This window comes from Rhodococcus sp. FG69, from assembly GCF_057808915.1.
This window is the reverse complement of the sequence record NZ_JBMDIX010000024.1, coordinates 64359-89666: the sequence shown is the minus strand read 5'-3', so window position 1 is coordinate 89666 and position 25308 is coordinate 64359. Positions and strand designations below refer to the sequence as shown.

The 25308-nt window shown below is 64.4% G+C and carries 19 protein-coding genes and 2 pseudogenes; 16 read left to right on the top strand and 5 right to left on the bottom strand.

Translation table 11 applies throughout. From position 1 onward, the window contains the following. Positions 1 to 523, top strand: a pseudogene (locus tag ACODSO_RS18880) (Fe-S oxidoreductase); the annotation flags it as partial. 225 nt (positions 524 to 748) lie between these two features. Next, a complete protein-coding gene (locus ACODSO_RS18875) occupies positions 749 to 1687 on the top strand; it encodes a hypothetical protein (RefSeq protein ID WP_489038302.1) in 939 nt (312 codons plus the stop codon). Between the two features lie 96 nt (positions 1688 to 1783). Here the strand turns inward: ACODSO_RS18875 and ACODSO_RS18870 are convergent, their stop codons facing one another. Next, on the bottom strand, positions 1784 to 3697 hold the full coding sequence (locus tag ACODSO_RS18870) for a dipeptidyl-peptidase 5 (RefSeq protein ID WP_489038301.1): 1914 nt from the start codon (positions 3695 to 3697) through the stop codon (positions 1784 to 1786). Positions 3698 to 3789: 92 nt separating this feature from the next. On the opposite strand from ACODSO_RS18870, the gene ACODSO_RS18865 reads away from it, so the two are divergent. After that, a complete protein-coding gene (locus ACODSO_RS18865) occupies positions 3790 to 4017 on the top strand; it encodes a DUF3263 domain-containing protein (protein WP_489038300.1) in 228 nt (75 codons plus the stop codon). Here the strand turns inward: ACODSO_RS18865 and ACODSO_RS18860 are convergent. After that, positions 4014 to 4721, bottom strand: coding sequence for an SOS response-associated peptidase (locus ACODSO_RS18860; protein ID WP_489038299.1), 708 nt, complete (start codon positions 4719 to 4721; stop codon positions 4014 to 4016). The genes ACODSO_RS18865 and ACODSO_RS18860 overlap by 4 nt on opposite strands. A gap of 88 nt (positions 4722 to 4809) precedes the next feature. Between ACODSO_RS18860 and ACODSO_RS18855 the strand changes: the two genes are divergently transcribed. Continuing rightward, the gene (locus ACODSO_RS18855; protein WP_489038298.1) at positions 4810 to 6063 is read left to right on the top strand and encodes a pyridoxal phosphate-dependent aminotransferase; all 1254 of its coding nucleotides are present in this window, start codon (positions 4810 to 4812) and stop codon (positions 6061 to 6063) included. Between the two features lie 269 nt (positions 6064 to 6332). Then, a complete protein-coding gene (locus tag ACODSO_RS18850; protein ID WP_489038297.1) occupies positions 6333 to 7619 on the top strand; it encodes a YibE/F family protein in 1287 nt (428 codons plus the stop codon). Between the two features lie 8 nt (positions 7620 to 7627). Here the strand turns inward: ACODSO_RS18850 and ald are convergent, their stop codons facing one another. Beyond that, positions 7628 to 8710, bottom strand: a complete 1083-nt coding sequence (ald, locus tag ACODSO_RS18845; RefSeq protein ID WP_489038296.1) for an alanine dehydrogenase — start codon at positions 8708 to 8710, stop codon at positions 7628 to 7630. A 113-nt stretch (positions 8711 to 8823) separates the two neighbouring features. On the opposite strand from ald, the pseudogene ACODSO_RS18840 reads away from it, so the two are divergent. After that, positions 8824 to 9336 (top strand): annotated as a pseudogene (locus ACODSO_RS18840) (Lrp/AsnC family transcriptional regulator); the annotation flags it as partial. Positions 9337 to 9350: 14 nt separating this feature from the next. On the opposite strand, the gene ACODSO_RS18835 reads toward ACODSO_RS18840, so the two are convergent. Together ACODSO_RS18835 and ACODSO_RS18830 are read right to left on the bottom strand one after the other, a co-directional pair. Then, positions 9351 to 11015 carry a DUF7159 family protein gene (locus tag ACODSO_RS18835; RefSeq protein WP_489038295.1) on the bottom strand — a complete coding sequence of 555 codons (1665 nt, stop codon included), beginning with the start codon at positions 11013 to 11015 and terminating at the stop codon, positions 9351 to 9353. 109 nt (positions 11016 to 11124) lie between these two features. Then, positions 11125 to 12501 (bottom strand): Hsp70 family protein, encoded by a 1377-nt coding sequence (locus ACODSO_RS18830; protein WP_489038293.1) that lies wholly within the window; start codon positions 12499 to 12501, stop codon positions 11125 to 11127. Positions 12502 to 12830: 329 nt separating this feature from the next. Between ACODSO_RS18830 and ACODSO_RS18825 the strand changes: the two genes are divergently transcribed. The 10 genes from ACODSO_RS18825 (at position 12831) to ACODSO_RS18780 (ending at position 25226) form a co-directional block, all read left to right on the top strand. Then, positions 12831 to 13088 carry an acyl carrier protein gene (locus ACODSO_RS18825; protein ID WP_068372947.1) on the top strand — a complete coding sequence of 86 codons (258 nt, stop codon included), beginning with the start codon at positions 12831 to 12833 and terminating at the stop codon, positions 13086 to 13088. 6 nt (positions 13089 to 13094) lie between these two features. Continuing rightward, a complete protein-coding gene (locus ACODSO_RS18820) occupies positions 13095 to 14246 on the top strand; it encodes an acyl-CoA dehydrogenase family protein (protein WP_068372926.1) in 1152 nt (383 codons plus the stop codon). Further along, positions 14246 to 15187, top strand: coding sequence for an amino acid--[acyl-carrier-protein] ligase (locus ACODSO_RS18815; protein ID WP_489038292.1), 942 nt, complete (start codon positions 14246 to 14248; stop codon positions 15185 to 15187). The genes ACODSO_RS18820 and ACODSO_RS18815 overlap by 1 nt, the downstream gene beginning before the upstream one ends. Before the next feature lie 64 nt (positions 15188 to 15251). Beyond that, the gene (locus ACODSO_RS18810; RefSeq protein WP_489038290.1) at positions 15252 to 17066 is read left to right on the top strand and encodes a serine aminopeptidase domain-containing protein; all 1815 of its coding nucleotides are present in this window, start codon (positions 15252 to 15254) and stop codon (positions 17064 to 17066) included. Then, complete coding sequence (locus tag ACODSO_RS18805; protein ID WP_068372915.1) at positions 17063 to 18721, top strand: lipopolysaccharide biosynthesis protein; 1659 nt, start codon at positions 17063 to 17065, stop codon at positions 18719 to 18721. Before ACODSO_RS18810 ends, ACODSO_RS18805 begins: the two co-directional genes overlap by 4 nt. Then, complete coding sequence (locus tag ACODSO_RS18800; protein ID WP_489038289.1) at positions 18718 to 20022, top strand: hypothetical protein; 1305 nt, start codon at positions 18718 to 18720, stop codon at positions 20020 to 20022. Before ACODSO_RS18805 ends, ACODSO_RS18800 begins: the two co-directional genes overlap by 4 nt. A 12-nt stretch (positions 20023 to 20034) precedes the next feature. Next, positions 20035 to 20745, top strand: a complete 711-nt coding sequence (locus ACODSO_RS18795) for a DUF998 domain-containing protein (protein ID WP_156520307.1) — start codon at positions 20035 to 20037, stop codon at positions 20743 to 20745. Further along, a complete protein-coding gene (locus ACODSO_RS18790; protein WP_489038288.1) occupies positions 20742 to 21731 on the top strand; it encodes a glycoside hydrolase family 16 protein in 990 nt (329 codons plus the stop codon). The genes ACODSO_RS18795 and ACODSO_RS18790 overlap by 4 nt, the downstream gene beginning before the upstream one ends. A 38-nt stretch (positions 21732 to 21769) precedes the next feature. Then, positions 21770 to 23068 carry a glycosyltransferase family 2 protein gene (locus ACODSO_RS18785; RefSeq protein WP_489038287.1) on the top strand — a complete coding sequence of 433 codons (1299 nt, stop codon included), beginning with the start codon at positions 21770 to 21772 and terminating at the stop codon, positions 23066 to 23068. Beyond that, positions 23049 to 25226 (top strand): hypothetical protein, encoded by a 2178-nt coding sequence (locus ACODSO_RS18780; protein WP_489038286.1) that lies wholly within the window; start codon positions 23049 to 23051, stop codon positions 25224 to 25226. The genes ACODSO_RS18785 and ACODSO_RS18780 overlap by 20 nt, the downstream gene beginning before the upstream one ends. Positions 25227 to 25308: the final 82 nt, after the last annotated feature.

Below are 25308 nucleotides of genomic sequence, written 5' to 3'. Positions count from 1 at the left end.
GACCGTCAAGCCCAAGGGCCTGGCAGTCAAGTCCGGATTCAAGAAGCCGGGCGCGAAAGCACCGGGCAACCCTGCTCCCAAGGCTGCCGAGACTGCAGCACCCGAGGCACCAGCTTCGGAGGCGCCAGCTCCTTCGGCTTCGGAGGCGCCAGCATCCGAAGCGCCGGCCGAGGAGTCGAAGCCGACCGTCAAGCCCAAGGGCCTGGCAGTCAAGTCCGGATTCAAGAAGCCGGGCGCGCGGACTCCGGGCAAGCCTGCCGCTCCGGAGGCTGCACAGTCCGAGGCTCCAGCGGCCAAGGCTCCAGCAACCGAGGAGACTCCGGCCGAGACACCAGCTCCAGCGGTCGAACCACCGGCCGCTCAGGAGACTCCGACCGAGGCACCAGCTGAGACACCGTCTGCGGACTCGGACAGCTCCGACAACGGTTCAGCGCCGACCGGTGACGAGCCAACGCCGCCTCCAGCGAAGCCTGGCGGTCTCGGATTCCGTCCGGGCACCAAGGTTCCGGGCCGAAAGAAGTGAGCTAGCACCGTTTTTGCGAACCAAGCACCCCTGTTCACGTCAGAGCAGGGGTGCTTGGTCGTTAGAAAGGGTGCTAGCTTCACGAACCCGGATCCGATACCACACCGATTCCGCCGAGCACCCCGAATTCTGCGCACAACCCGGAGTTATCCACAGCCGCAGGCTCTATCCACATGTCGAGGATCGGGTCTTGTCCAGCCGCTCACCGGTCGCCACTATTCGCTCATGGCACACATCGTCTCCCGATCCGACGCACTCACACGTGGGGTAACCGACTCCGAACTGCAGCGTTTCTGCCGCACGAGGACGTGGCGTCGGCTGCGCCCCGGAAGGTACGTCAGCAGAAGCGAGTTCGATTCCCTGTCTCCCCTGGACAAGCACCGGGTGATTGCAGAGGCCGTGATGGACGCGTCGACCGCTGGGGATGCGATCCTCAGCCACGTCAGCGCCGCAGCGTTTCATGGTCTCGATGTGTCCGTCGCGGATCTAGGTCGGGTACACATCACTCGCAACAGAAGCGGTGGCGCACGAAGCAACTCACTGCGCGTCGTGCATGCGGCGCCGTACTCCAAATCCGACGTCACCTGCATCGACGGCATTCCCGTCACAACTCTGGCGCGCACCATCGCCGACGTCGCACGATCCTTGTCGTTCGAGAATGCGGTCTGCGTGGCAGATCTGGCGGCTCGCCTCAGGAACGTCACTCCCGAACAGGTTGCCGCAGTGCTCGATTCGTGCCCAACACACCCGTCGAACCGCAAGGCTCGTCGAGTCGCGGAGTTCATGGACGGGAAATCGGAAAGCGTCGGAGAGTCCCGCTGCCGCGTCGTTCTACACGAGTTGGGCTACACGCCGCGATTGCAGGTTCGACTCGCGGATGCAGACGGAGTATTCGCGCGCATCGACTTCTATCTGGACGGCATCCACACGGTGGTGGAGTTCGATGGACGCATCAAGTACGGGCGTCTGATTCCCGAGGGAGAAACACCGTCGGACGTGGTCTGGAAGGAGAAGGTGCGCGAGGATCGCATCCGCGCGACCGGAAGGCAGGTGGTTCGGCTGACCTGGGCGGACCTCGACAATCCCGATCGAATCGAACGTCTGATCCGAGCCGCGGCCATCCGTGCAGCGCAATCACCTCCGCCGACAGGATCGATCAGCTGAGCTAGCACCGTTTTTGCATAGCGTGGACCTCCGCTCACGTCCGAGCAGAGGTCCAAGCTTCGCAAAAAGGGTCCAAGCTCCCCCAGCTCCCCAAAACTACTCAGGCCGCCACAGCTGCAGCTCGGGGATTCCCGGCGGTGTGAAGCCGAGCACCTGACCGTAGAACGACAGTTCGGATTCGCGTGCGTTCACCTGCGTCTCGAGCTTCCGGAAGCCGTGCGACTCACCCTCGTAGGCCAAGTAGGCGTGCGGAATACCCTTCTTCACCATCGCATCACGGAATCGTTCGGCTTGAGAGGGTGGAACGATCGGATCGGACAGCCCCTGCAGCAGCAACACCGGGCACGAGAGTCCGTCGACGTTGTTGACCGGCGCCCGAGTGCGATACAGATCGATGGCCTCCGGAAGCGGTCCGATCAACCCGTCGATGTAGCGGGACTCGAAGTCGTGCGTCTCGGCGACGAACAGCTCCAGCTCAGCAACACCGTAATAGGATGCTCCGCAAGCAAATACATCCGAGGACGTCAACGCAGCCAGAACGGTCCAGCCACCGGCGGATCCGCCTTCGATCGCCAGACGGGTCGGGTCCGCCAACCCGGCGTCGGCCAACCCCTGTACCGCGGCGATGGTGTCCTCGACGTCGACGATCCCCCACTGACCGCGAAGCCTGTTTCGGTACTCGCGACCGTAGCCACTCGATCCGCCGTAGTTGACGTCGACGACGCCGATGCCGCGGCTGGTGAAGTACGCGAACACCGGATTGAGCGCGGGTGCGACGTGCGCTGTCGGACCGCCGTGGACGAATGCCACGTACGGCGGCAATTCGCCTTCCATCCCTTGGTATTCGGGACTGCGGGGGGCGTATGCGATGGCATGCACCTCACGCTCCGCGCCCTGGAAGGTCATCGGCTCACCGAGCGGCAGGTAGTCGGCGTCGGGAACGGTCTCGAGGCCGGAGCGCACCAGGCTGTGTTCCCCCGTCGAGAGGTCGAGCAACCGAAGGCCACTGGGACTCTGCGCTCCACCCGCCTTGAGCAGCACCGAGTCTCGGTTTCGCCCACCCAGTGACACGGACGTCAACCCGCCGAGGTCGATGTCGTCCAGCGAACCTGTCTCCGGATCCAACACGGCAAGCGTATCGACGCCGAATGTGCGCACTGTCAGAAGTTTTCCGTCGTCCAACACCGAGTACCACCGAGCGCCGAGCTGCCACAACGGCGCACCGAAGTCGGCCTCGCACTCGTACAGCGGACTCGAAGAACCCCCGGTGTCGGTGCGGTAGATGCTCCACCAACCGGTGCGATCGCTGATGACGTACAGCGAGTTCTCGTCGATCCATTCCGGTTGCAGGATCGATTTCTCGGAGCTTCCCAGTACGGTCTTCCACTCACCGGTCGCGAGGTCGGCGACGCGGAGTTCCGTTCCATCCCATGGCATCTGCGGGTGGTTCCAGGCGATCCACGCCAGCGTCGAACCGTCGGGAGACAGCCGCGGATACGCCAGGAAATCGGATCCCGATACCAGTGAGCGCACGCCTGAGCCGTCGAGAGCGATCATGCAGATGTCGCGGGTGACGTCGGCGCCGTCGTGTCTCTCCCGAACAGCGAGAACCTCATCGCCGACGATCGACAGCTCCCCGTATCTGACCGACGACGCCACCTCGGGCGCCGGGGTCAATGGGACCGGTTTCTCACCTGCTCTCGTGACGTACACACGCTGATCGGAGAACTCCGCGAAAACGATTCGTGCGTCCTCGGTGACCGTCCACGCGCCGCCTCCGTACTCGTGAACGCGGGTCCGGGCGTTGAACGGCTCGGGCAGCAGCACCTCGACCGCGTCCCCGGCCTGTCGACAGATAGTTGTCCGCCCGTTCTCGCTCGGCCGCATCTCCGCCCACCAGATCTGGTCCCGTACGTACCGGCCGCCCTCCACCGGGTGCCCGCTCGCAGACAGGTCCGCAGCGGAGATCGGTGACGGCCAGGATCCGAAAGGCAACGCTGCACGAGTCATGCGATCAGCGTAAAGGTCGTAACGCAACGTTCACCGGCAGGAGAGAGTATGTGGCTGAAGATTGAGGGAGAGAACATCATCTGGGGGTAGGAATGCGCGACACGGTACCGAACAACCTCGATCAGGCCATCCTTGCGTTCGGTCAGGCTTGGTGGCGGTACGGCGGCGGAAGCGATGAGGACATCTACGTCGAATTCGGTCTGTCCGCTCGGTCCTACTTCGAGAGACTGCGCGCACTGCTCGACGGGCAGGCCGGAGCATCACTGGACGAGCAGACACGGGGACAGATGCACGCGATCTGCATGCGCCGGCTTCACTAGCCGACGGGCGTCAGCAGCTCGGGCCCATCGTTTCTCACGCTGTTGACTGCCGTACTGACCTCGTACGGCACCAGCCGTGGCTCGGGAATCGCCGCAAGCATCTCCTGGACGGACTCGAGTGAGGTGATCGACGGATTCAGCCAATCGGATCGCAGGTCCTTCGGCAGGACCACTGGGGACCGATCGTGAATGTGCCCGAGCGCATCGGCGGCCGGAGACGTCAACACCGTCACGGACCACACCCATCGATCTGGGTCGTCCTCGGACTTCGACGGGTCACGCCACAGTTCGTACAACCCCGCCATTGCGAGAACACCGTCGGAGTGCAGAAAGTACGGAACCTTCTGGCCGTCCCGCTTCTCCCACTCGTAGTATCCGTCTGCCGGAACGATGCACCGCCTTCGTGCCGCCGCCTTCTTGAACGACGGCTTCTCGGTGATGGTCTCCGAGCGTGCGTTGATCATTCGACTGCCGATCTTCGGGTCCTTCGCCCAGGACGGGATCAGTCCCCACCGCACCGACCGAAGTTGGCGCACGGCGTCGGCCTCGGGTTCGTCTTTCGGCGCTCGTTCGAGGACCGTCCTCACCGTCTGCGTCGGCGCCACGTTGTAGGCAGGTGGAATCTCGTCGCCGACCGTCTCTGCGATGTCGAACACCGCACGTAGATCGCTGTCGCTTTGCGTACTCGCATACCGTCCGCACATGCCCACGATTGTTGCACCCACTACCGACAAGTAGCACCAGGCGGAATATGCCTCGCGGTTCAGAGGTCGCACCTGGCACGATGGGAGGGTGAGCCATCCGCAGACGATCCACCAGACGCGTCAACACCGCCCCCTGCAGCAGTCGACCAAGCTGCAGAACGTGCTGTACGAAATCCGTGGGCCGGTGCACGCCCACGCCGCGCGGCTGGAAGCGGAGGGCCACCGAATCCTCAAGCTGAACATCGGCAATCCGGCCCCGTTCGGCTTCGAGGCACCCGATGTGATCGTCCGGGACATGATCGCCGCGCTGCCGTACGCGCAGGGCTACTCCGAGTCCAAGGGCATCCTGTCCGCTCGACGCGCCATCGTCACCCGGTACGAGCTGGAACCTGGATTTCCCGAGCTCGACGTCGACGACATCTACCTGGGCAATGGTGTCTCCGAGCTCATCACGATGACGATGCAGGCGCTTCTCGACGACGGTGACGAGGTACTAATTCCGGCACCGGACTACCCGTTGTGGACGGCGATGACGACGCTGTCGGGCGGCAAGGCCGTGCACTACATGTGCGACGAGGAGAACGGATGGAACCCCGATCTCGCCGACATCGAATCGAAGATCACGCCGAAGACCGTCGCGTTGCTGGTGATCAATCCCAACAACCCGACTGGCGCGGTGTATTCGAGGGAAGTGCTGCAGGGCATCGTCGACCTGGCTCGTAAGTATCAGCTTCTTCTGCTGGCCGACGAAATCTACGACCGGATCCTGTACGACGACGCCGAACACACGTCGTTGGCCAGCCTCGCTCCCGATCTTCTGTGCCTGACGTACAACGGCCTGTCCAAGGCCTATCGCGTGGCGGGCTACCGCTCCGGTTGGCTCGCCATCACCGGCCCGAAAGAACATGCGGCTGGCTTCCTCGAAGGCATCGACCTGCTTGCCTCGACGCGACTGTGCCCCAACGTCCCCGCGCAGCACGCAATCCAGGTGGCACTCGGCGGCCACCAGAGCATCGAGGATCTGATCCTGCCCGGCGGCCGACTGCTCGAACAGCGCGATGTCGCGTGGGAGAAGCTGAACGCGATCCCCGGCGTGTCCTGCGTGAAGCCGCGTGGTGCGCTGTACGCGTTCCCTCGCCTCGATCCGGAAGTACACGAGATCTACGACGACGAGAAGCTCGTCCAGGATCTGCTGCTGCAGGAGAAGATTCTCGTGGTCCAAGGCACCGGCTTCAACTGGCCCGGACACGACCATCTGCGCATCGTGACGCTGCCGTGGGCACGGGATCTCGCGGTAGCCATCGAACGATTCGGGAACTTCCTGTCGTCGTACTCGCAGTAGAAATTTCCTCACGTGCCCGGCCGGTTCATACGGTGAACTGACCGGCAAGTAGGGAAAGTGGTTGAAAAGTGATCTAAAAAACATCGCGCCGACGCACCACTTTCGCCAGATCGTCTGTAGATTGGCCATGGCACCTTGTGTGCCCGAGCACTGGTCGTACCCCACCCCCCCGGGGCGATCAGGAAGGTGGCGGGGGACGCCCCCCCTGCTCCCCGCCACCGAGCTCCACACGCGTCCCTGCCGAAATCGCTAGCCACTAGCCTTGCACCGTGGAGTCACACGGTCATGGACACGGACACAGCAACGCACCAGCGCCACTCGGGCCCGTTGCAGCGCGGATCGTCATCGGACTGCTCGTCGCCATCGGAATTGCCGTGATCGCAGGCGCTGTCGCGCTGTGGCCGAGCCAGCAGAGCATCGAGGTCCCACTTCCGTTTCAGACCTCCGGAGGCGGATCCGTCGAGACAGAAGCCGGAACCGTGGTCTCCCAGGACATCGGTGCATGCGGCAGCGGATCGGCGGGCCGAGTGTTCACCGGTAGCCCGACGCCGCCTGTCGGTGGCGGCTACGAGTGCCAGCGCAGCATCGTGACGATCGACTCCGGGCCGAACGCCGGAACCCGAACCCTGATCGAGATTGTGCCCGGGCCAGGACAACCCGACATTCGCACGGGGGAAAGTGTTCGCCTGGTTCGCCAGACCGACGCGGAAGGCACCACGCAGTACTCGTTCAACGACTTCGCCCGAGGACTCCCGCTCGCCATCATCGTCGGAGTCTTCGCACTCGTGATCTGCATCGTGGCCAGATGGCGCGGTTTCCGAGCACTGCTCGGGCTGATCATCGCGTTCGGCGTACTCGTCGGATTCATGCTGCCCGCGCTACTCGACGGACAACCCGCGATACCGGTGGCTCTCGTCGCCGGTTCGATCATTCTGTACGGGGTGCTCTATCTGGCGCACGGGATCAATCTGCGCACGAGTTCTGCCCTCCTCGGCACTCTCACATCGATGGCGCTGGCCGCCGTGCTGTCCTACGTGGCAATCCGTATGACGCATCTGACCGGACTGTCCGAGGAACAGAACACCAACGTGCAGGCCTACATACAGCAGGTGAGCATCACGGGCCTGCTGCTGGCAGGCTTCATCATCGGTTCACTCGGCGTCCTCAACGACGTCACCATCACCCAGGCGTCGGCCGCGTTCGAGATCGCGTCGGCCGACGCAACGGCGACCCGACGGCAGATATTCTCGTCGGCGATGAGGGTCGGCCGGGACCATATCGCCAGCACCGTCTACACCCTTGTCCTTGCCTATGCGGGCGGCGCACTTCCACTGTTGTTGCTCTTCAGCGTCGCAGGACGATCGATCCAGGACGTCCTCACCGGTGACGCCGTGGCGATCGAAATCGTGCGCTCGTCCGTCGGCGGGATCGCGTTGGCCCTGTCGGTCCCGTTGACGACGGGAATCGCCGCACTGCTCGCGCGCCCCGGTGGCGTCGGACCAGGAACCGCCCCGGCAATGCCGGCCCCGAAGAAGTCGGGCCGGCATTCTCGGTAACCCGCTTCTCAGGCGAACGCAGCCGCGACCGACTCCGAGAGCAACACGCCCGCATGGGTACTGAGGCCGTTCTTCAGGCCGGGATCGGCTTCGCATGCCGCTTCCCAGCCCTGGTCCGCAAGCGCGACCACATACGGCAGCGTCGCATTCGTCAACGCGTACGTCGACGTACGCGGAACCGCGCCGGGCATGTTGGCGACACAGTAGAAGACGGACTCGTGGACGCGGTAGGTCGGGTCGGCGTGCGTCGTCGGGACCGAATCCTCGAAGCATCCACCCTGATCGATGGCGATGTCGACGAGCACCGAACCCGGCTTCATCCGCTGAACGAGGCTGTTGGAGATCAACTTCGGCGCCTTGGCGCCGGGCACCAGCACTGCACCGATGACCATGTCGGCAGCCAGCACGGCCTGTTCCAGCTCCAACGCGTTGGAGACGACGGTCTTGACGCTGCCCCGGTATTGATCGTCGATGGACCGCAACGCAGCGACATTGAGATCGAGCACGGTGACATCGGCGTGCATGCCGTGGGCGATCGCGACGGCATTGCGTCCCGAGACGCCTGCGCCGATGACGACGACATTCGCCGGCCGCACTCCGGGGACGCCGCCCATGAGAACTCCGCGGCCGCCCCCGCTTGCCATCATGTGGTACGCCCCGGCCTGCGGGGCGAGCCGCCCGGCGACCTCGCTCATCGGCGCCAGCAGCGGCAGCGACCCGTCGCGTCCGGTGACGGTCTCGTAGGCGATCGAGGTGGTACCCGACGCCAACAGTGCATCGGTGCACGGCTTCGACGCAGCGAGGTGCAGGTAGGTGAACAGAACCTGGCCTGTGCGGAGTCGGGAGTACTCCTCGGCGATCGGTTCCTTGACCTTCAGCAACAGATCCGCGGCCTCCCAGACCTCGTCGGCGAAAGTGATGATCTGCGCACCCGCTGCTTTGTAGTCGGTATCGGAGAACGACGATCCCGAACCCGCTTCGGTTTCGATGATGACTTCGTGTCCACGCGAGACCAATTCGTGCACGCCTGCCGGTGTGATGGCCACCCGGTATTCGTGGTTCTTGATCTCGCGGGGAATTCCGATCTTCATGATGTGACTCCTATGCGGTTCGGCGGAATTGCCTGTTCGAGGGATTGTCACAACTATGAATTAAATGCAGAAAACCGACAACAGATGTGAATAAAATTCTGTAAGCTCGGTCGATGACGGTCAATAGTTCATCTCCGGGACGCAACAGCACCCGCCCGTCGAATGATGTTCGGCACGTCCAGCTCGACCACATCGACCACATCTTGATCGACGAACTTCGCCGGGACGCCCGAATTCCCAACAACGCGCTCGCCGCCGCGGCTGGGATAGCACCGTCGACCGCGCTGGGACGCGTCCGATCACTTGTCGAACGAGGTGTCATTCGCGGCTTTCATGCAGAAATCGACCCCGAGGCGCTCGGGCAAGGCATCCAGGCCATGATCTCCGTGCGACTCCAAGCCGACGCCCGGAAACGAATCAGCGAGTTCGGCACACAGATCGCCGCGCTCGAGGAAGTGCAGAACATCTACTTCATCGCCGGCGCCGACGACTTCCTCGTTCAGATCGCGACGGTGGACACTGCAGCGCTACGAAATTTCGTCGTCGACAATTTGAGCGCACATCCTGCGGTCTCCGCGACAGAGACGATTCTGATCTTCGAGCACGTTCGCCCTCGAAACAGCGCGTCGCGTTCCGGAGCTCAAGGCGCAGGCGGGAACAGTGGCGGGATCGTCGGCAACGTGAAGTCGGGCAGACCGGGGATCAACGGAGGCGGCTCAGGAGCAGGCGCCGGCGCTTGCTGAGTCGGCGCGGGCGCTTCCTGGGTGGTCTGCTCCGCGGTGGTCGGTGAATCCACCGTCGGCTCGGGTTCGACCGGCACCACAGCCGCTGTCGTCTCGGGGGCCGGCGGAGCGACCGGCACCACCGGCGCACTCGGAACCGCCGATGCCGGTGGCGTCGTGGCGGCCACGCTCGGTGCAGGAGCATCGGTCACTGCGGTGTCGACGACGGTCGGTGTGCCGCTCGGCCGCAACAACAGAAAGCCGGACACCGCGATGATCGCCGCTGCGGCAACTCCGACGATCGACCAGGCACGCACCCGACGACGCGTGTGCTCGGCGATGGTCTCACCGTCGTCGTCCTCGTAGTCCGCGTCCAACCAGTACACGTTCTGCAGAGCGAAATGGGAGGCAGAGGCGGGCTGCTCTGGCGATTCGGTCTGGGGCTCCGAAAGAGGGGGCGTCGAACGAGGCGGAGTCGAAGGAGGAGGCACGGGAGGAAGCGAGGCAGTGCGTTCCGATGAGCCGACCGCCGCAGCAGATGCGCTCACGAGCGGCGGCAGCGCAGTCGGGAGACTGTCACGCGAGATGGAGATGGTCGGCGTCGCGTCCGTCGGCCTCGGCGATACCAGAGCCGACCGATCACTGGTTCCGTTACCGACCGTGGCTGCAACCGCCGGGCCCGCGCGGTCAGCCACTCTGCCCTCGGCCGGTCTGGCCGACAGCGCGGCACCGCGGGCCGCGACGGACTCGGGCTCGTTGGGGGTCAGCGCGGGCAGGTCGAGCGACGCTCCGACGCGCTTGCGGACCAATGGAATTCGCGAGCCGCCGCCGACCAGGACGACCGCGTCGATGGGGACGTGGGCACCGATCAGCACATCGCGCGCGAACTCGATCGACCGATCGACCTCGTCGGCGATCAACGTCTCGTAGCTGTCACGAGACAGGAGGATCATTCCGCTCTCGTCCGGCAGACACACCGCATCGTTTCCGGACAGCCGTTCCTTGGCCACCCGGCAGCGACGGGTGAACAGGTCGATGTCGGGCGCATCGCTCGGCTTGCCCAGACGGTCGAGCTGATTGTCGCGCAGAATCGCGTCGAACTGGTCCCCACTGAACTCGGTGCTGCGACGGGTGACGATTACCCGGCGAGCAGCGAGGTCGACGACGCTGACGTTGAGACCGGAACTACCGAGGTCGTACAACGCGACCGTCGAGTATCCGGCGGCTTCGCCGCTCGCGATCAGGTATTCGACGACCGCTTCGACCTCGTTGACGAGGCGGTAGTTCTGCAGATGCTGATGTTCGAGCGCTCTGTGCAGGGTGTCGGCTTGATGCGCGTCTCGATACGCAACGCCGGTCGCCATCTGCCGTTCGGTCTCGGCCGCGACCGCACTGATCGACTCGGCCGCGAGATACTCCACGTCGTCGTCGACGGTGTCGATGACCTGATTCCGAAAGAACAGCTGTTGGGGAGCCTCGAGCACGCGAGCGGACGACATGAGGGATGCGACGGCCGTTCCGTTGCGCGGCAGCGCCATACGTACGGCGTGGGCGCCCATGGACACCCCCAGCAACACGGTCATCGTTCCTGCCTCACTCGAACAGTCTGCGGACGGACGCGGAAGTCCGCCCGACCCGCCACGCTACCGGTAGTTCAGGCGCGGTGTGCCGTGGCCCTTCCGCGCCCGACCGTCAATTCCCGACGTCCAGCCCGGTTCCGGAGCCGAAACCGACTTCGGCGAATTGCTCGTCGTCGAGTTCGGTGCCATCGGTCTCGGGCGTGATGTCCTCACTGTTCACCTCGCCGGAAATCCCCTCGGGATCGGCCGGCGGGGGCGGGAGAGCGGGGGCCGGAATCGCAGGCACCTCGGCGGGCGGCACACCTTCGGCTACCGAGATGTCGCTCGTCGTACCACCGACAGGCTCGACACCGATCCCAGGCGGTGGCGGGGTATCGCCGCGAAGGAAGACCACGGCCCACACCAGGAGCACGACGGCCCCGACCCCGACCAGCCCAGCAGCATCGCGCACCGACCAGCTGATACGACGGCGAGACGGCGATCGACCGGAAGCAGGAGCGGCAGCAGGGCGTGCGGGCGCCGGCGCCGGTGCCACCGCGTCCGGAGCGGGCGCGACGACCCGCAGAGGCGTCGTCGGAGGCTCCAGGTCCTCGTCCGCATCGACGGTGAGAACCATGTCGTCGTACTGGGCCTGCAGTGGTTCACCGCCGAGGTACTGCTCCTGCTCCTCGAGCACGCCGTCGAGATCGAGGTGCGGCGCCGACGGCTGTGCTTCGAGTGCCGCGCCTTCGACGATGACGGAGTTGGGTGAGTCGGGCAGGACGAGCGGAACCGTCCACTCCTGCTCGACGAGGGCCTTGACCAGCGGGATCCGCGCTTGTCCGCCGATGAGGAGGACGGCGTCGGGTTCGTCGGGAGCCGCCCAGGCGAGAGTCTGCAGGAGCGTCGAAGTAACGGCCTCTTCGAATTCTTCGCGCGTGAGCAGCATCGGGCCGTTGCCCGGAGCACGGACGCCCGCCGAACTGGAGATCAGTTCCTTCAGTTCACGGAAGAACGCGCGGTACTCGCGTTCGGCGTCGATGCCTTGTGCAGGGGGAAGAATGCCCTTGCTCATGACGAGGCGTTCGACGACGTCGTCGAGCACCTCGCCTGACAGTGCAGCGCGCCGAGCGGACCGCGTGACCTGTCCTGCTGCGACGTCGAGGGTGAACGCCGACGTGCCGTACCGACCGAGGTCGAGTACGAGAAGTGCGCGTGCATCGGCCAGAACATCGACGGAACGGGCGTACGCGAGCAACGCGGCACCCTCGCCGACCATACGAATCGTGGAGGTCTCGCCGGTGTCCAGCGAGGCAAGTAGCGACTCGACCGCATCGACGTCTCGACCGGTGAGCACGACGTCGTCGAACGGTCCGCAGTCGACAAGCTTGCCGTTCAGGTGCCAACTGGCTCCTTCGGCATCAATCGAGTCCTCGACACGTTGCCCGTCCCGAAAGTACGAGATGCGGACGGCGTCCGACTCCACGGCCACGCCGCAGACTCCACCCATCGGCTAGAAATTCCTTCGACTGTTTCGAACCCCGACCTGTTCATCACTCTACTGGCGATCGGCTGTTCAACTTGCCCCACTCGACCGTCGACGGGTGAGTAGTGCGTCGTTCGACACACCCCCTGGGCGCATACACCCAGGTGAACACAAAGCCTGTAAAAGATTGCATCAGCAAACTACACTCTCGTGGTAACGCGATAAAACAATCTAAGATATTGTTTGGGTGGGTCTGGGGAGACTGCTGGGTGTCGAACGGTCGTAGCCTTCGACCCACGGTCGCGATCGAGGCCGACCGGTCTCGGTATCAACGAGATTCGGTGGAGGTTCGCATGGAGACGCTCAACTCTGAAGATGTCGCACGAGTTCGGGACGTTCTGGACAAGTTCGGAAAGCTGCCGGTATCGGCCGCTGACCTCGATTCCAGCGCGGACCTCTACGACAACGGCCTCACTTCCCATGCCAGCGTCAACGTCATGATCGCGCTGGAGGACGAGTTCGACGTCGAGTTCCCGGACACCATGCTGCAGAAGTCCACGTTCGGCAGTGTCGATGCCATTGCCGCCGCTCTCGCACAGCTGACGGACTGATCGCCGGTGACCACCGTCTACGACACCGACACACTCGCTGTGTCCGAGGTCCTCGCCATCCTGCGTGAGCATGCAGACGCAGTCGACCGTGACGCACGCTTCCCGGCCGAGTCGGTCGACGCAATGCGCAGAGCAGGGCTGCTCGCTGCGGGTATTCCCGTCGAGTTCGGCGGCGGTGGACAATCTCTGACCGAACTCGCAACCACCGCGCGTGCTCTCGGCGCCGAGTGCGCATCCTCGGCCATGATCTTCGTGATGCATCAGTCTCAGGTCCTCAGCATCGTCCGACACGGCAAGTCCGACGCCATGGAGTCGCTGCTGAGACGTATTGCCGCTGAGCAGCCCCTCGTCGCATCCGCGACAACCGAGATCAACATCGGTGGCGACGTACGCACCAGCAGCTGCGCCGTTGAATACGACGGCGAGCGAATCACGCTCTCCAAGACCGCTCCGGTCATTTCCTACGGCGAGTACGCACAATTCGTACTTGCCACGGCACGGCGTTCGCAGGACAGCCCGCCGAGCGATCAGGTTCTCGTCGTATGCGAGAAGCCGAACGTCGAGCTTCGCAAGATCGGCGAATGGGACACGCTCGGCTTCCGCGGAACCTGCAGCCCTGGGTTCCAACTCGAAGCAACGGCGACGACGTCGAACATCCTCGGGGACAACTACGGTGACATCTCCTCGCAGACGATGCTGCCCGCGGCGCACGTCCTGTGGGGTTCGGCGTGGCTCGGCATCGCCGACGCCGCGGTCGCCAAAGCTCGAAAGTCGGTGCGTAAGTCCGCGAGCCGCACCCCCGGCGAAACGCCGCCTGCCGCGTTGCGACTCGCGGAGCTCTACGTCGTCCACGAGCAGTTGGTCGATACCGTATTCGGTGCCGCGGCCAAATTCGAGGCCATCGCCGACTCCCCTGCCGAACTCGGTGCCATCGGGTTCGCCGTCAAGATCAACAATGTGAAGGTGACGGCGTCGACGCTCGTCATCGACATCGTCGGAAAGGCCCTGCAGATCTGCGGCATATCCGGCTACCGGCAGGACGGTGATCTCAGCGTCGGCCGTCACCTCCGAGACGCTCACGGGTCGGCCATCATGGTCAGCAACGAACGAATCCTCGGACACAATTCCCAACTGGCGCTCGTCTACAAGGGGAAGTAATGACCGCGACGCAGGACATCATCGTCAGCGAACTCGACACCGCCCGTTCACTTTTCCGTGACGAACTGGTGGAAGCGGGCTTACTCGTCCCGAGCTCGGTCGAAGGGCTCTACGGACGCTCCGGCGAGTTCGAGGACATCATCGACACCATCGACGACCACGTCAAGGCAGCCGGTGCCGCAGAGCACGGCTACTCGGCACCGAGGTTTCGCTTCCCTCCTGTCTTTCCACGGGAGGCATTCGAACGCACCGACTACATCGCCTCGTTCCCCAACCTGACGGGCGCGATCAACACGTTCGACGGCGACAACAAGGCCCACGCGGCGTTGCTGGCCGATCGTTCCGAGGGCAAGGACTGGGATCACCATCTGGAGTCCGCCGGCACGATGTTGGTGTCGGCAGCATGCCACCCGTCGTACTCGATGATGACCGGCACCCTGCCCGACGAGGGTCGTCTGCTCGACATCTACGGATACTGCTTCCGGCACGAACCGGCCGTGGATCCTGCTCGCATGCAGGCATTTCGGATGCACGAGTACGTTCGAGTCGGAACACCCGACGAAGCAATCGCACACCGCGAGCGGTGGGTGGGCCGCGGTCTGCAGGTTCTCGCCGATCTGGGACTCGAAGCCGAAGCGGTCATCGCGAACGACCCGTTCTTCGGGCGCGCCGGCCGGATGCTCGCAGCGAACCAACGCAACGAAAACCTGAAGACAGAACTGGTCGTCAAGCTCTACGGAGATCTCGACGACGGCACCGCAGTCGTCTCGTGCAACTGCCATCGCGACCACTTCGGTCACACCTTCGATATCAGGACAGCCGACGGCGAGCCCGCGCACAGCGCGTGCGTCGGATTCGGCATGGAGCGAATCGCGTTGGCGATGTTGCGCACTCACGGTCTCGATCGCCGTCGCTGGCCGGCCTCACTCGCGGTCGGATAGAGCGCAGGCAGATAGCCCGGGCAATCCCCGCACCACCCCGTCGATACGACAAGGACCAATTCCAGTGAGCAGTCGAGACACCGCTGTGCGGAACACGGACACGAGCGCGTCCCACACTGCCCCGTCCACAGCCGCGGGAAAGCATTCGACGTGGTTCGGTGCGGAGTCGTCGAGCCTGCTCGGGACCGTGCACGTACCGGCGGGCGGGCGGGCGCGCGGCGCCGTCGTGCTGTGTCCGCCGCTGGGGAAAGAACAGGTCGACTCGTACCGAGGCCTGGCTTTGCTTGCACAAAAGCTCTGTGCAACAGGACTTCTCGTCCTTCGATTCGATTATTCGGGAACCGGAGACTCACACGGCGCACAGGACGAGGCTGGTGCCGTCGAACGCTGGCAGGCCAGCATCGACACTGCGGTGCAGTTCGTTCGACGCTGCGGGCCGCAGGAGGTAGCCCTGGTCGGTCTTCGCGCCGGCGCGCTGCTGGCGACGTCGGTCGCGGAACGGAACGGGCAGCTCACCGGTCTCGCACTGTGGGATCCGGTCGTGCGTGGACGCTCGTACCTCCACGAGCAACGGGCGTTGTACTCGGTCAGTGTCACCCAGGATTCCGAAAAGGATCCCCGGGTGTCCATCATCGGCGCTGTTCTTCACCCCGATGCCGTGCCGGCGTTCGGGGCACTGGACGCCACGAAACTACCGCCGGTCGGGTGTCCGGTTCTCGTCGCGACGAGACCTGAACGCGGTGATGCAAAGCCGATCAGAACCGTCGTGAAGAACCAGAACGCCGAAGAACACACCCTGTCCAAGCACGAACTGTTTCTCGAACCGAGCGATTTCGAGGTGGTGCTTCCGACCGAGGACATCACGCACCTCGCCAAGTGGGTCGGCAACTGCTTCGACGGCGTCACGACGGACGTGCACGTCCCGCTCCGAAACACCGCGGTGACAGGAGACGGCGACGACGCCGTCACGGAAACAGTGGAACTGCTCGGGCCGACACGGCTGTTCGGCATCAGAACCACGTCACCGCGGTGCATTCCGGCGGGACCAACCGTCGTGTTCTACCCGACCGCCAACGAGCACCGCGTCGGCCCTGTCCGTAGTTGGGTGGAACTGTCGAGAACGCTTGCAATGCACGGTGTTTCCACTCTCCGGTTCGATCGACGCGGCACCGGGGAGAGTGGCGTGGTCGAGGACGACGAGATCACCAGGCTCTACAGCGACGAGGGCAACGAGGACGCGCTTGCCGCGGTTCACGCTGCGGGCACGTCGCCTCACAACGTGATGGTATCCGGAATGTGCTCGGGCTCTTGGTATTCGAGTTACGCTGCGCGGGAAATCGGCGTCAACTCCGCGGTGCTGTTGAACACCCTCGACTGGACGACTCGCCGGCTCGAATTCGTCAAGCGTGCATCGATGCACAACGAGGACACCGGCCTCGCCAGCACAGCACTCGACCGTCTGCACGATATCGGTGTCGCGGTGAAGAACAGCCTGCAGTCGTCGATGCCGTATCCGCTGTGGTTCTGGCTGGGTACGCGCGGACTCATCCAGGTCCCCGAGATCTCGCTGCGCAAGCTGGAAGCGAAGAACGTCCGTACTACTGTTCTTCTTTCGCCGACGGACACCGCATGGTTCATCGCCAATCGTGGGCCGGAAGGCATGAACCGCCTTCGTGGGACGCGGGCGACGCGCAGGAGGAAGACACAGTCGACGTCTCCGGCCGTCGTGAAGTCCTACGCAGGTGGCGACCACTCGCTCTACGGACGCGATCTTCGCGAGACGGTCCGCGGTGAACTTCTCCGAGCGGTGTCGGATGCATTCGACGTGGAGATCAGCGCGCCTGCACCGCCGGTACCAGTGGATTGGACCCCTCTGTGAAGCATCGCGCGCCCAAGGTCGCGCCTCCGCAGCATCACAACCTGGAACGGCTGGAGTGGTATCGAATCGAACCGGTGCACTGGGACATGGGTCTCATGTCGCACACGATGCCGATCCAGCAGATCCAAGCCGAGAACCCGTACGTCAGCGAACGGGTTTCGTCGGATCTCCCGCCCGAGCAGGAGGCCTCGGCCGATACCAAGAGCTCCGACCGAAACCTTGCCCTCAACTCGCTCGCCATGATGCTCTCGACCGTCATCACCGGCGGTCTCGGTCTGCTGTTCTGGGCCACCGCCGGGCGTCTGTATCCGGTCGCCGAGGTGGGGAGCGCGTCCGCCGTCATCACCTCCGCGGTCATGTTGTCCACGCTCTCGAACCTGAGTCTCGGTTCGATGTTCGAGCGCTTCCTGCCGATCTCCGGATGGTTGGCCCGGTCGTTCGTCATCCGGGGTTATCTGACGGTCACCGTCTTCGCCTTCATCCTCGGCTTCGGTTTTCTCCTCGTCGCGCCCGTGGACGAAATGTTCACCACCACGACCGAAATCGTGTCCTTCCCGGCGTTCGTCGCAGTTCTGTCGGTGTTCGCGCTGCAGGACCAGACGTCCTCCGGCCTTGGAGTGGCGCGCTGGGCCGCGGGCAAGAACGTCTTCCACGCGGTCGTGAAGTTCGTGCTGCTCCTCGCCCTCTTCACCACCGCACGCAGTACCTCGATCATTGCGGCCTGGGCCATTCCGGCCCTCATCGCGTCGGTCATCCTGCTGCGGTCGATACTGCGAAATCTACGCACCGAGCCGCGGTACCACGTCGCCCCTGACCTGCCCCCGAAACGGGAACTGTGGTCCTACTTCGGTTCCGCCTACGGCATCACCGCGCTCGGATCCCTCGCCCCGCTGCTTGTCCCGATGATCGTCGTCGCGACCCTCGGCGCCGAGGACAACGCATACTTCTCGCTGACCTGGTCCATCGTGAGCGCGCTGTACATCCTCATCAGCGTTCTGGTCGGTCCGTTCGTCGCCGAGGTGGCGGCCAACCCAGAGCAGTTCGGACGCTTGACCAAGCGATTCATGTCGATGGTGTGTGTCGTGGCGCTGGGCGGCTCGTTCTTCCTCGCCTTCCTCGCGCCCATCGGTCTCGGCATCGTCGGCCAGGAGTACCGCGAACACGGAACGATCATCGTCCACCTGGCAGCACTGACGATCCCGCTGTCGGTCATCGGATCTCTCTACGACGGCCTCGCGCGCGTCCAGCGTCGGATGCGCCTCGCAGTGGTGGTCCAGGTGGTGGCCACGTCGATCATCATCGTCGGCTCGCTGGCGCTGTCGGACTCGCTCGGCATCGCTGCGGTCGGTTGGGCGTACCTCGCGGCCGAGGCATTCGGTGCCGTCGTCTTGATCGTTCCGCTGATCCGGTGGATCCGCGAACTCTCCCAGCGCGGAGGCACGCCCCCATCCGACGACGCGGTCCCTCCCGGACCGCCGCCTCCGGTCGGACGCAACGGTCCACCCGCGACGGGGCAGGGCGAGTACCAGAACGGCCGCACGCGTGAGTACAGCACAGCAGGTTCGCACCACATTCGTACATCGCCGCGGCGTCCGGGAACAGCCCGCTTGCACAGCCCCTATCGAAATCCGGCACCGGGAAGAGGTACGCCATGAGCCCAGTGAAGTACACAGCCAGCGCCATCGACATGCTGCGATCCGAGGCCCGAATCATCTGCGTACTCGGCCCGGCCGACTTCGGCGGGCTCGCTCGCATCAAGGAACGCCTCGGCCGGCTGGCATCCGCCGGTCCGGCCGCTCGCCTCGGTCTGCGCGTGGATTCGACGTCACGCAAGTGGGACTACCGACCTGACATGGTGTGCGAGGACGTCACCGAGATCGCCCCGGCCACCGGCTACGACGTCGGCGACCGGCTCGCCGAACTGTCTCGCTCCGCCTCGACCGAGGTTCCGGTACGCGCACGACTGGCGGGCGAGTACCTACTGCTGGATCTGTCGCACGGGTTGAGCGACGCTGTGTTGCCCATCGAACTGTTGGCCTTCCTCGCCGATCCCGCGGAGTCGCCCGATCTCCCTGCGTGGGCCACCGCGCGCACCGTCCGCTGTCCGCTGCCACGCGCGCTGGCCAGCTGGATGGTTCACAATCCGATGAAGGTCTTCGACGTTCTGTACGGCAAGTTTCGCAAGGCACCACATGCCGGCCAGTCCCCTGCCCTCCAATCCACTGCCCTCCAATCCACTGCCCTCCAATCGACTGCCGCCGAACCGACGGACGGGCATCGAATCCCGTGGACCCGATCCCCGGCCGTCGTTGCGGCCACATCGTCTGCCGGCGCGACGAAGGCACTGCGCGCATGGCGCGACGACAACCTTCCCGACGTGTCGGTCACCTCGATCCTGAGCGCAGCCGTTGCGTCGGCGTTCCGCGCGCGCGGCATCGCGACGTCGAACTCGGCGGCGTTCCTGTTCGACTGCCGGCGCTACCTCCGTGGCACCGGCGGCGTCGTCCTCGGTAACTTCGCCGTCGGCATCGACTTCGACGGAGTCGATCTCACGAATGCCACCGACGTTCACCGTCATGTCACTCATGCGATAGACAAGGGCCGTCCGCTGGCCGCGGGGGCACTCAGCGCGTTGATGTACTTGCGGACCCGAGCGTCTCTCCCGGTGATCGCTACTGATTCGGCCCCGTCGTCAGCCTGCGCGAATCTGACCTTCTCCGACGTCGGCCGCCTCCGCCAGCTCGAATCGATCGCGTGGACGGACGATCCGAGCAGGCGCTCGTTCTACCCACTCAGCGAGCCCAGTTTTCCGGAAACCATCGTCGTCACGTCGATGCATCTCCGCGATACGTTCCACGCGTCCGCGTCGTTCCACGACAATTTCTTCGATCGTGACATCGTGCAGTCCGCAATGGACCTCGCGATGAAAGATCCCGTCGCTCTTCTCAGCGCATAGGAGTTTGTTCTCTTGAGTACCCAACTGCAGCAGGTGCGGGCGGCGATACGCGGCAAGACGGCCACCGGGCCCGACGCGTCCTGGTGGTCCCGGGTCGGTTTCTGGGCAGGCGTGTCGGTGATTCAACTCGTCGTGCTGGAATTCGTCGTGTCCGCGACGTGGCGGGGGCTTTACAGCTACCGGACGAACTTCGTCAGTGAACTCGGTGTCGCGTTCTGCGGACCGGCCGGCAACTGGCCCTGCAGCAAACTGTATGTCCTGATGAACTTCTCGATCGCACTGTTCAACGCTGCACTCGTCGTCGCAGCCCTGGCATGGATGATCACCGGCGTCCTCGACGTTCGGGGCGGAGTGCTGTTGTCCGTCGCGGGGCTCGGTGGCATCGTGGCCGGAACGGTGAACCAGGGCCTGAACTACCAGATCCACTCTTTCGGTGCGATGGTCGTTCTCATCGTCGGATCGCTCGGGATCATCGTCGCCGGAGGCCATCGGACACTCGATCGCACGTCCAAGATCACCGTCACCGCACTCGGCGGCATCGCATTGGCTGCCGCATTGTTCTTCATCAGCGGACACCACTTCGGGATCGGCATCGGCGCAGTCGAACGGATCGCGGTCTACAGCATTCTCGTCGCAACCGTGGTGCTGGCCTTTGCCCACCGCAACACCGCGCGTCGGGTCGCAGCACGTGCCGGCGCCACGAACGACGACCGCCGACGATGACGCATCGCCAGGACTTCGTCGGCAGCGGCGGAGCGAGCAACACGCCTCACACCGTCGAGGTGTCACGGCTGCCCTCACCAGGGCTCGCCCCACCCCACCCCACCCCACCCGGTCTCACCCCGCCGACCAAGCCGAAGTTGTGGCCACGGCTACTGAGCATTGCGGTCGTCACGGCCACCTGTGCGGTGTCCGGGTTCGTCGCATACCAGCAGTTGTGGCCCACGCCCGAAGATCTCACCGCGTCGAAGGTCGTGAACGACGGCACAGTCGGCGGCTTCACCGTGTACGACCAGTTCGACGGCGCTGGTGGAACCGAACTCGACTCGGACAAGTGGAGTTACGACACCGGGCAGACCGGCTGGGGCAACAACGAAAAGCAGAACTACACCGATTCTTCGGCGAACTCGTTCCAGGACGGATCGGGAAACATGTCGATCTCGGCACTGCGGACCGCCGACGGGTACACCTCGGCACGTGTGACGACGAGGGGCAAATTCGAGTTCACGTACGGCCGAGTCGAAGCACGCATCAAGATGCCGGCGGGCGCTGGGCTGCATCCTGCGTTCTGGCTTCTCGGCTCCGACATCGATTCGGTGGGGTGGCCGCTCTCGGGTGAGATCGACGTCATCGAGACGCTCAACGATGCGGACAACTACCACACCGGGATTCACGCTCCGCAGGCCGACAGCTTGACGAGCCAGAAGGTTCAGGCGGCCGGATACGCGCCCGTTCTGCTGTCCGACGACTATCACGTCTTCTGGGTCGAGCGATCCCCGAACAAGATCGTCACGGGCATGGACGACAAGGTCCTGAAGACGATCACACCCGACGATCTGACCGGCGGTTCCGAATACTGGGTGTTCGACAAGCCGTTCTACCTTCTGTTCAACGTGGCGGTCGCAGGCGATTGGCCGGGGCCGACGACAGCGGAGACGAAGTTCCCCGCGACCATGTCCGTCGACTGGGTTCGCTACCGAACCGACTGATCTTCCCCTCGTGCTCCACCCGAAAGGACCTACCCCAAGTGTCGAAGCCAGCCGAACTCGAGCCTGCACTGACCAGTTCGCAGCCACCCGAATGGACCGGCGCCGTCTGGATCGGCGACGTCGACATCGAGGCCGAGATGCCGGACACACTGGCCCTCGCCTGCGCTGACGGGTACACCCGTGCTCGCCTGCTCGTGCGACGCGGGATCGATCCGCTCGGCTTCGTGGAGCTGCCGATCGGCGCGCACGGCCTCGACACCGGGGAACTGGTCGATGCCGTCCGCGCGCTCGACGTCGCAGATCCGGGTCCTGGCCCTACACGCAGTGCAGCTCAGCCGCCGATCACGGTCGTCATCTGCACGCGCGACCGCATCGATCACCTGCGCGGCGCGCTGGCTTCCGTACTCGCCGTCGAATATCCCGACTTCGAAGTGGTGGTCGTCGACAACGCGTCGCCGACCGATGCGACGCAGACGTACGTCCGCGCGCTGAACGATCCGCGTGTGCGCGTGGTGTCCGAACCGGTCGCGGGACTGTCGAGAGCTCGGAACACCGGTCTGCGGGCGGCGCGGCATTCGATCGTCGCATTCACCGACGACGATGTCGCGGTGGACGCCAAGTGGCTGTCGAGCATCGCCCGCGGATTCGACCGGGACGTTCGAGTGACGTGTGTGTCGGGCATCGTTCCCAGCGGCGAGATCCGCACGCATGCGCAGGCGTACTTCGATCGCCGCGTCGGCTGGGCCAGTTCGGTGACGCCTCGCATCTACGATCTCGCGAATCCACCCACCGATGTTCCACTGTTCCCGTTCCAGGTGGGAATGTATGGAACCGGCGCGAACTTCGCGGTCCGACGCAGCCGCATGTTCGATCTGGGCGGTTTCGACGAAGCCCTCGGCGTCGGCTCCCCCACCAACGGCGGCGAAGACCTCGACATGTTCTTCCGTGTGCTGATGGCAGGCGACAAACTCGTCTACGAGCCCGCTGCCATCGTGTGGCATCGTCACCGAGCGGATTCCGACGCCCTTGCGGTGCAGGCTCGCGGCTACGGGCTCGGCCTCGGTGCGTGGCTGACGACCGTCGCGACCGACCGCCGCGCAGCGACGCTCGCTGCACGGGTGGCCGTACGGAGGCTGGGCAGCGCGATCCGACTGTCGGCAAAGATGAGCAAGGTGGCGTCCCCGCCCGACGATCTCGCCGCCGATCTACCCGAGGGCATCGGCAGGATGGAATTGCTGTCCATCGCGAAAGGCCCGGGTGCGCTGCGCCGTAGCCGCCGAGAGGGCCGCCGCCGTCGACCGCTTCTGGAGGTCGGCCGTGAGCCTGTCCTCGACTGACTTTTCGGCGCCCACGGTCGTTGCGGCGTCGCCCGCCACGCGACCTCAGGTGCGCTACGCCGACGTCGCAGTACTTGCATCGACGACGGCAATGCTGGCGATGCTGCCCCTGCCCGCGGCGCTGCGGGCAATCCTGCTCGCAGTCATGGTGTTCGCCGGTCCAGGATCGGCGATCCTGACGTGGGTCTACGTCCCGCCGCGGGCGCGCATCGCAGCGCTGCCGGTGCTGAGCCTGGCGCTCGTCACACTCGTGACGACCGCCGCGATGTGGGGATACCAGTGGTCGCCACGGTGGATCACCACCGTCGTCGCACTTGCCGGGCTCGGATCCTCACTGCTCTGGTACCGCCGAAAGGACGAGTGGCCCGATCTACGTGGGTGGCGTAGCTGGGCGCTCCACACCTTCTCGCGACGCCATCTGTCCGATCGATGCAGGGCCGCCCTGACCACGCTGTGGGACCGGGAGTACTTGCGGCGCAATGTCGCCGGACTGATGCTCGCGCTGGCAGTCGTGCTGTGGCTCCCGTCGCTTCCTGGCCTGGAGAAAGCTGGGTACTCCCAGTTCGGACTACTGCCTGCAGGAACTGGGCCCATCCTGGTGATCTGCATGGCTTTGGTCGTGGCGGCGTTCTTGATCGCGATCCGCCGACACCAACTTCGCACCGCCGTCGCGGCGATCGCCGTTGCGATTCTGGTGCAGCGCCTGACCGTCACCTTCGTCACGAGCGCACCGGTGTACGAGTGGACGTACAAGCACATCGCGGTTACCGAGTACATTCTTTCGTTCGGGGCGTTGCCGCCCAACGGAATCGACATCTATGCCCAGTGGCCGAGCTTCTTCATCCTCACCGCGTGGTTCGGCCAGGTCACCGGATTCGGCATCCTGTCGCTGGCACACGTTTTCGCGCCACTCGTCCACGTACTGATCGCGCTGTTCGTCTACGGCCTCGCTCGTGTGCTGAAGCTGAGGCCCCGGGTCGCCGTGATGGCAGCCATGCTGGCAGAACTGGTCAACTGGGTCGGGCAGGACTACTACGCCCCGCAAGCGCTCGGATTCGTGCTCGCCGTCGGATTTCTCGTCCTGCTGCTGGCATCGACGCAGCTTCGGGTTGCCGGTTTCCTGGCTATCATCCCGTTCGCGGCGCTGGTGCCGAGTCACCAACTGACGCCGTACTGGCTGTTCGCGGTCACCGGAGTTCTGCTGGTGACCGGTCGTGCGAAACCGTGGTGGTTGATGTTCCCGCTGGCGCTGATCCTCGTGGGTTACCTCGTGCCTCGACTGGACATCGTCGCCCCGTACGGGCTGCTGTCGGGGTTCGACCCCGTCGAGAACGCGGCCAGCAACGTGCAGGCTCCCGGCATCCTCGGCAAACAGGTGACGTCGCTGATCTGTCGAGCATTGTCGGCCGGGGTGTTCGGCCTTGCCATGGTGTCGATCGTGTACGCGTGGCGCACCAAGAAGACGTTCTGGGCACCGATGGTGATGGCCTTCGGGTCGATCGGCCTGCTCGCCGGCCAGAGTTACGGCGGTGAAGCAATCTTCCGGGTGTACCTCTACGCCATTCCCGGTTGTGTGCTGCTGATCGCGCCGATGCTGCTGGCCCTGCTCGACGCGAACGCCGGTGCCGCTCGCAGCACTGTGCGCAGGTTCGGAGCGCGCGCAGCGGTCGCGTGTGTATTCCTGGGCAGCGTCGTTGCCGCGACGTTCGGGCTGCAGGGCTACTTCGGCCTGTGGCCTCTCGTCATCGAGAATCGGTCTCAGATCGAGCACACCCAAGCTCTCGTCGAGAGTGCTCCCGCGGGATCACAGTTCACGATGTTGTATCCGGCGGGCTATCCCATCAGATCGACCGCAAAATATGTCGAACAAGCCGAAGCCAACGTGATGTTCGATGCGCCACTGAACTACTACGGCCCCGAATACATGTTGGCGTTCCCGACCGTCGAGCAGCTGACCGCGTTCGAATGGGAAGCGTCACAGCGCGACACACCGTCGTACGTGATCCTGACCAGACAATCCTTGGAAGCGATGAAGTACTACGGGTTCATCCAGGACGGCGCTGCGGACACCTTCGAGCGGTGGTTGAGGTCGAATCCTGCCTGGTCAGTGGACTACCAGGACTCGGACACGATCGTGTTCGAACGCGCTGTGGGCTGACCGACCCGCGGTATGACGCACGTCTCCAAACAATCACTTAGTTTGTTTAATCGTGACTTGACAAACTCATAGCTTCTTTTAA

Coding starts and splice junctions, on each gene's coding strand:
- ACODSO_RS18875 (WP_489038302.1), top strand. CDS start 749: ATGGCACACATCGTCTCCCGATCCGACGCACTCACACGTGGGGTAACC.
- ACODSO_RS18870 (WP_489038301.1), bottom strand. CDS start 3,697: ATGACTCGTGCAGCGTTGCCTTTCGGATCCTGGCCGTCACCGATCTCC.
- ACODSO_RS18865 (WP_489038300.1), top strand. CDS start 3,790: ATGCGCGACACGGTACCGAACAACCTCGATCAGGCCATCCTTGCGTTC.
- ACODSO_RS18860 (WP_489038299.1), bottom strand. CDS start 4,721: ATGTGCGGACGGTATGCGAGTACGCAAAGCGACAGCGATCTACGTGCG.
- ald (WP_489038296.1), bottom strand. CDS start 8,710: ATGAAGATCGGAATTCCCCGCGAGATCAAGAACCACGAATACCGGGTG.
- ACODSO_RS18835 (WP_489038295.1), bottom strand. CDS start 11,015: ATGACCGTGTTGCTGGGGGTGTCCATGGGCGCCCACGCCGTACGTATG.
- ACODSO_RS18830 (WP_489038293.1), bottom strand. CDS start 12,501: ATGGGTGGAGTCTGCGGCGTGGCCGTGGAGTCGGACGCCGTCCGCATC.
- ACODSO_RS18825 (WP_068372947.1), top strand. CDS start 12,831: ATGGAGACGCTCAACTCTGAAGATGTCGCACGAGTTCGGGACGTTCTG.
- ACODSO_RS18815 (WP_489038292.1), top strand. CDS start 14,246: ATGACCGCGACGCAGGACATCATCGTCAGCGAACTCGACACCGCCCGT.
- ACODSO_RS18800 (WP_489038289.1), top strand. CDS start 18,718: ATGAGCCCAGTGAAGTACACAGCCAGCGCCATCGACATGCTGCGATCC.
- ACODSO_RS18790 (WP_489038288.1), top strand. CDS start 20,742: ATGACGCATCGCCAGGACTTCGTCGGCAGCGGCGGAGCGAGCAACACG.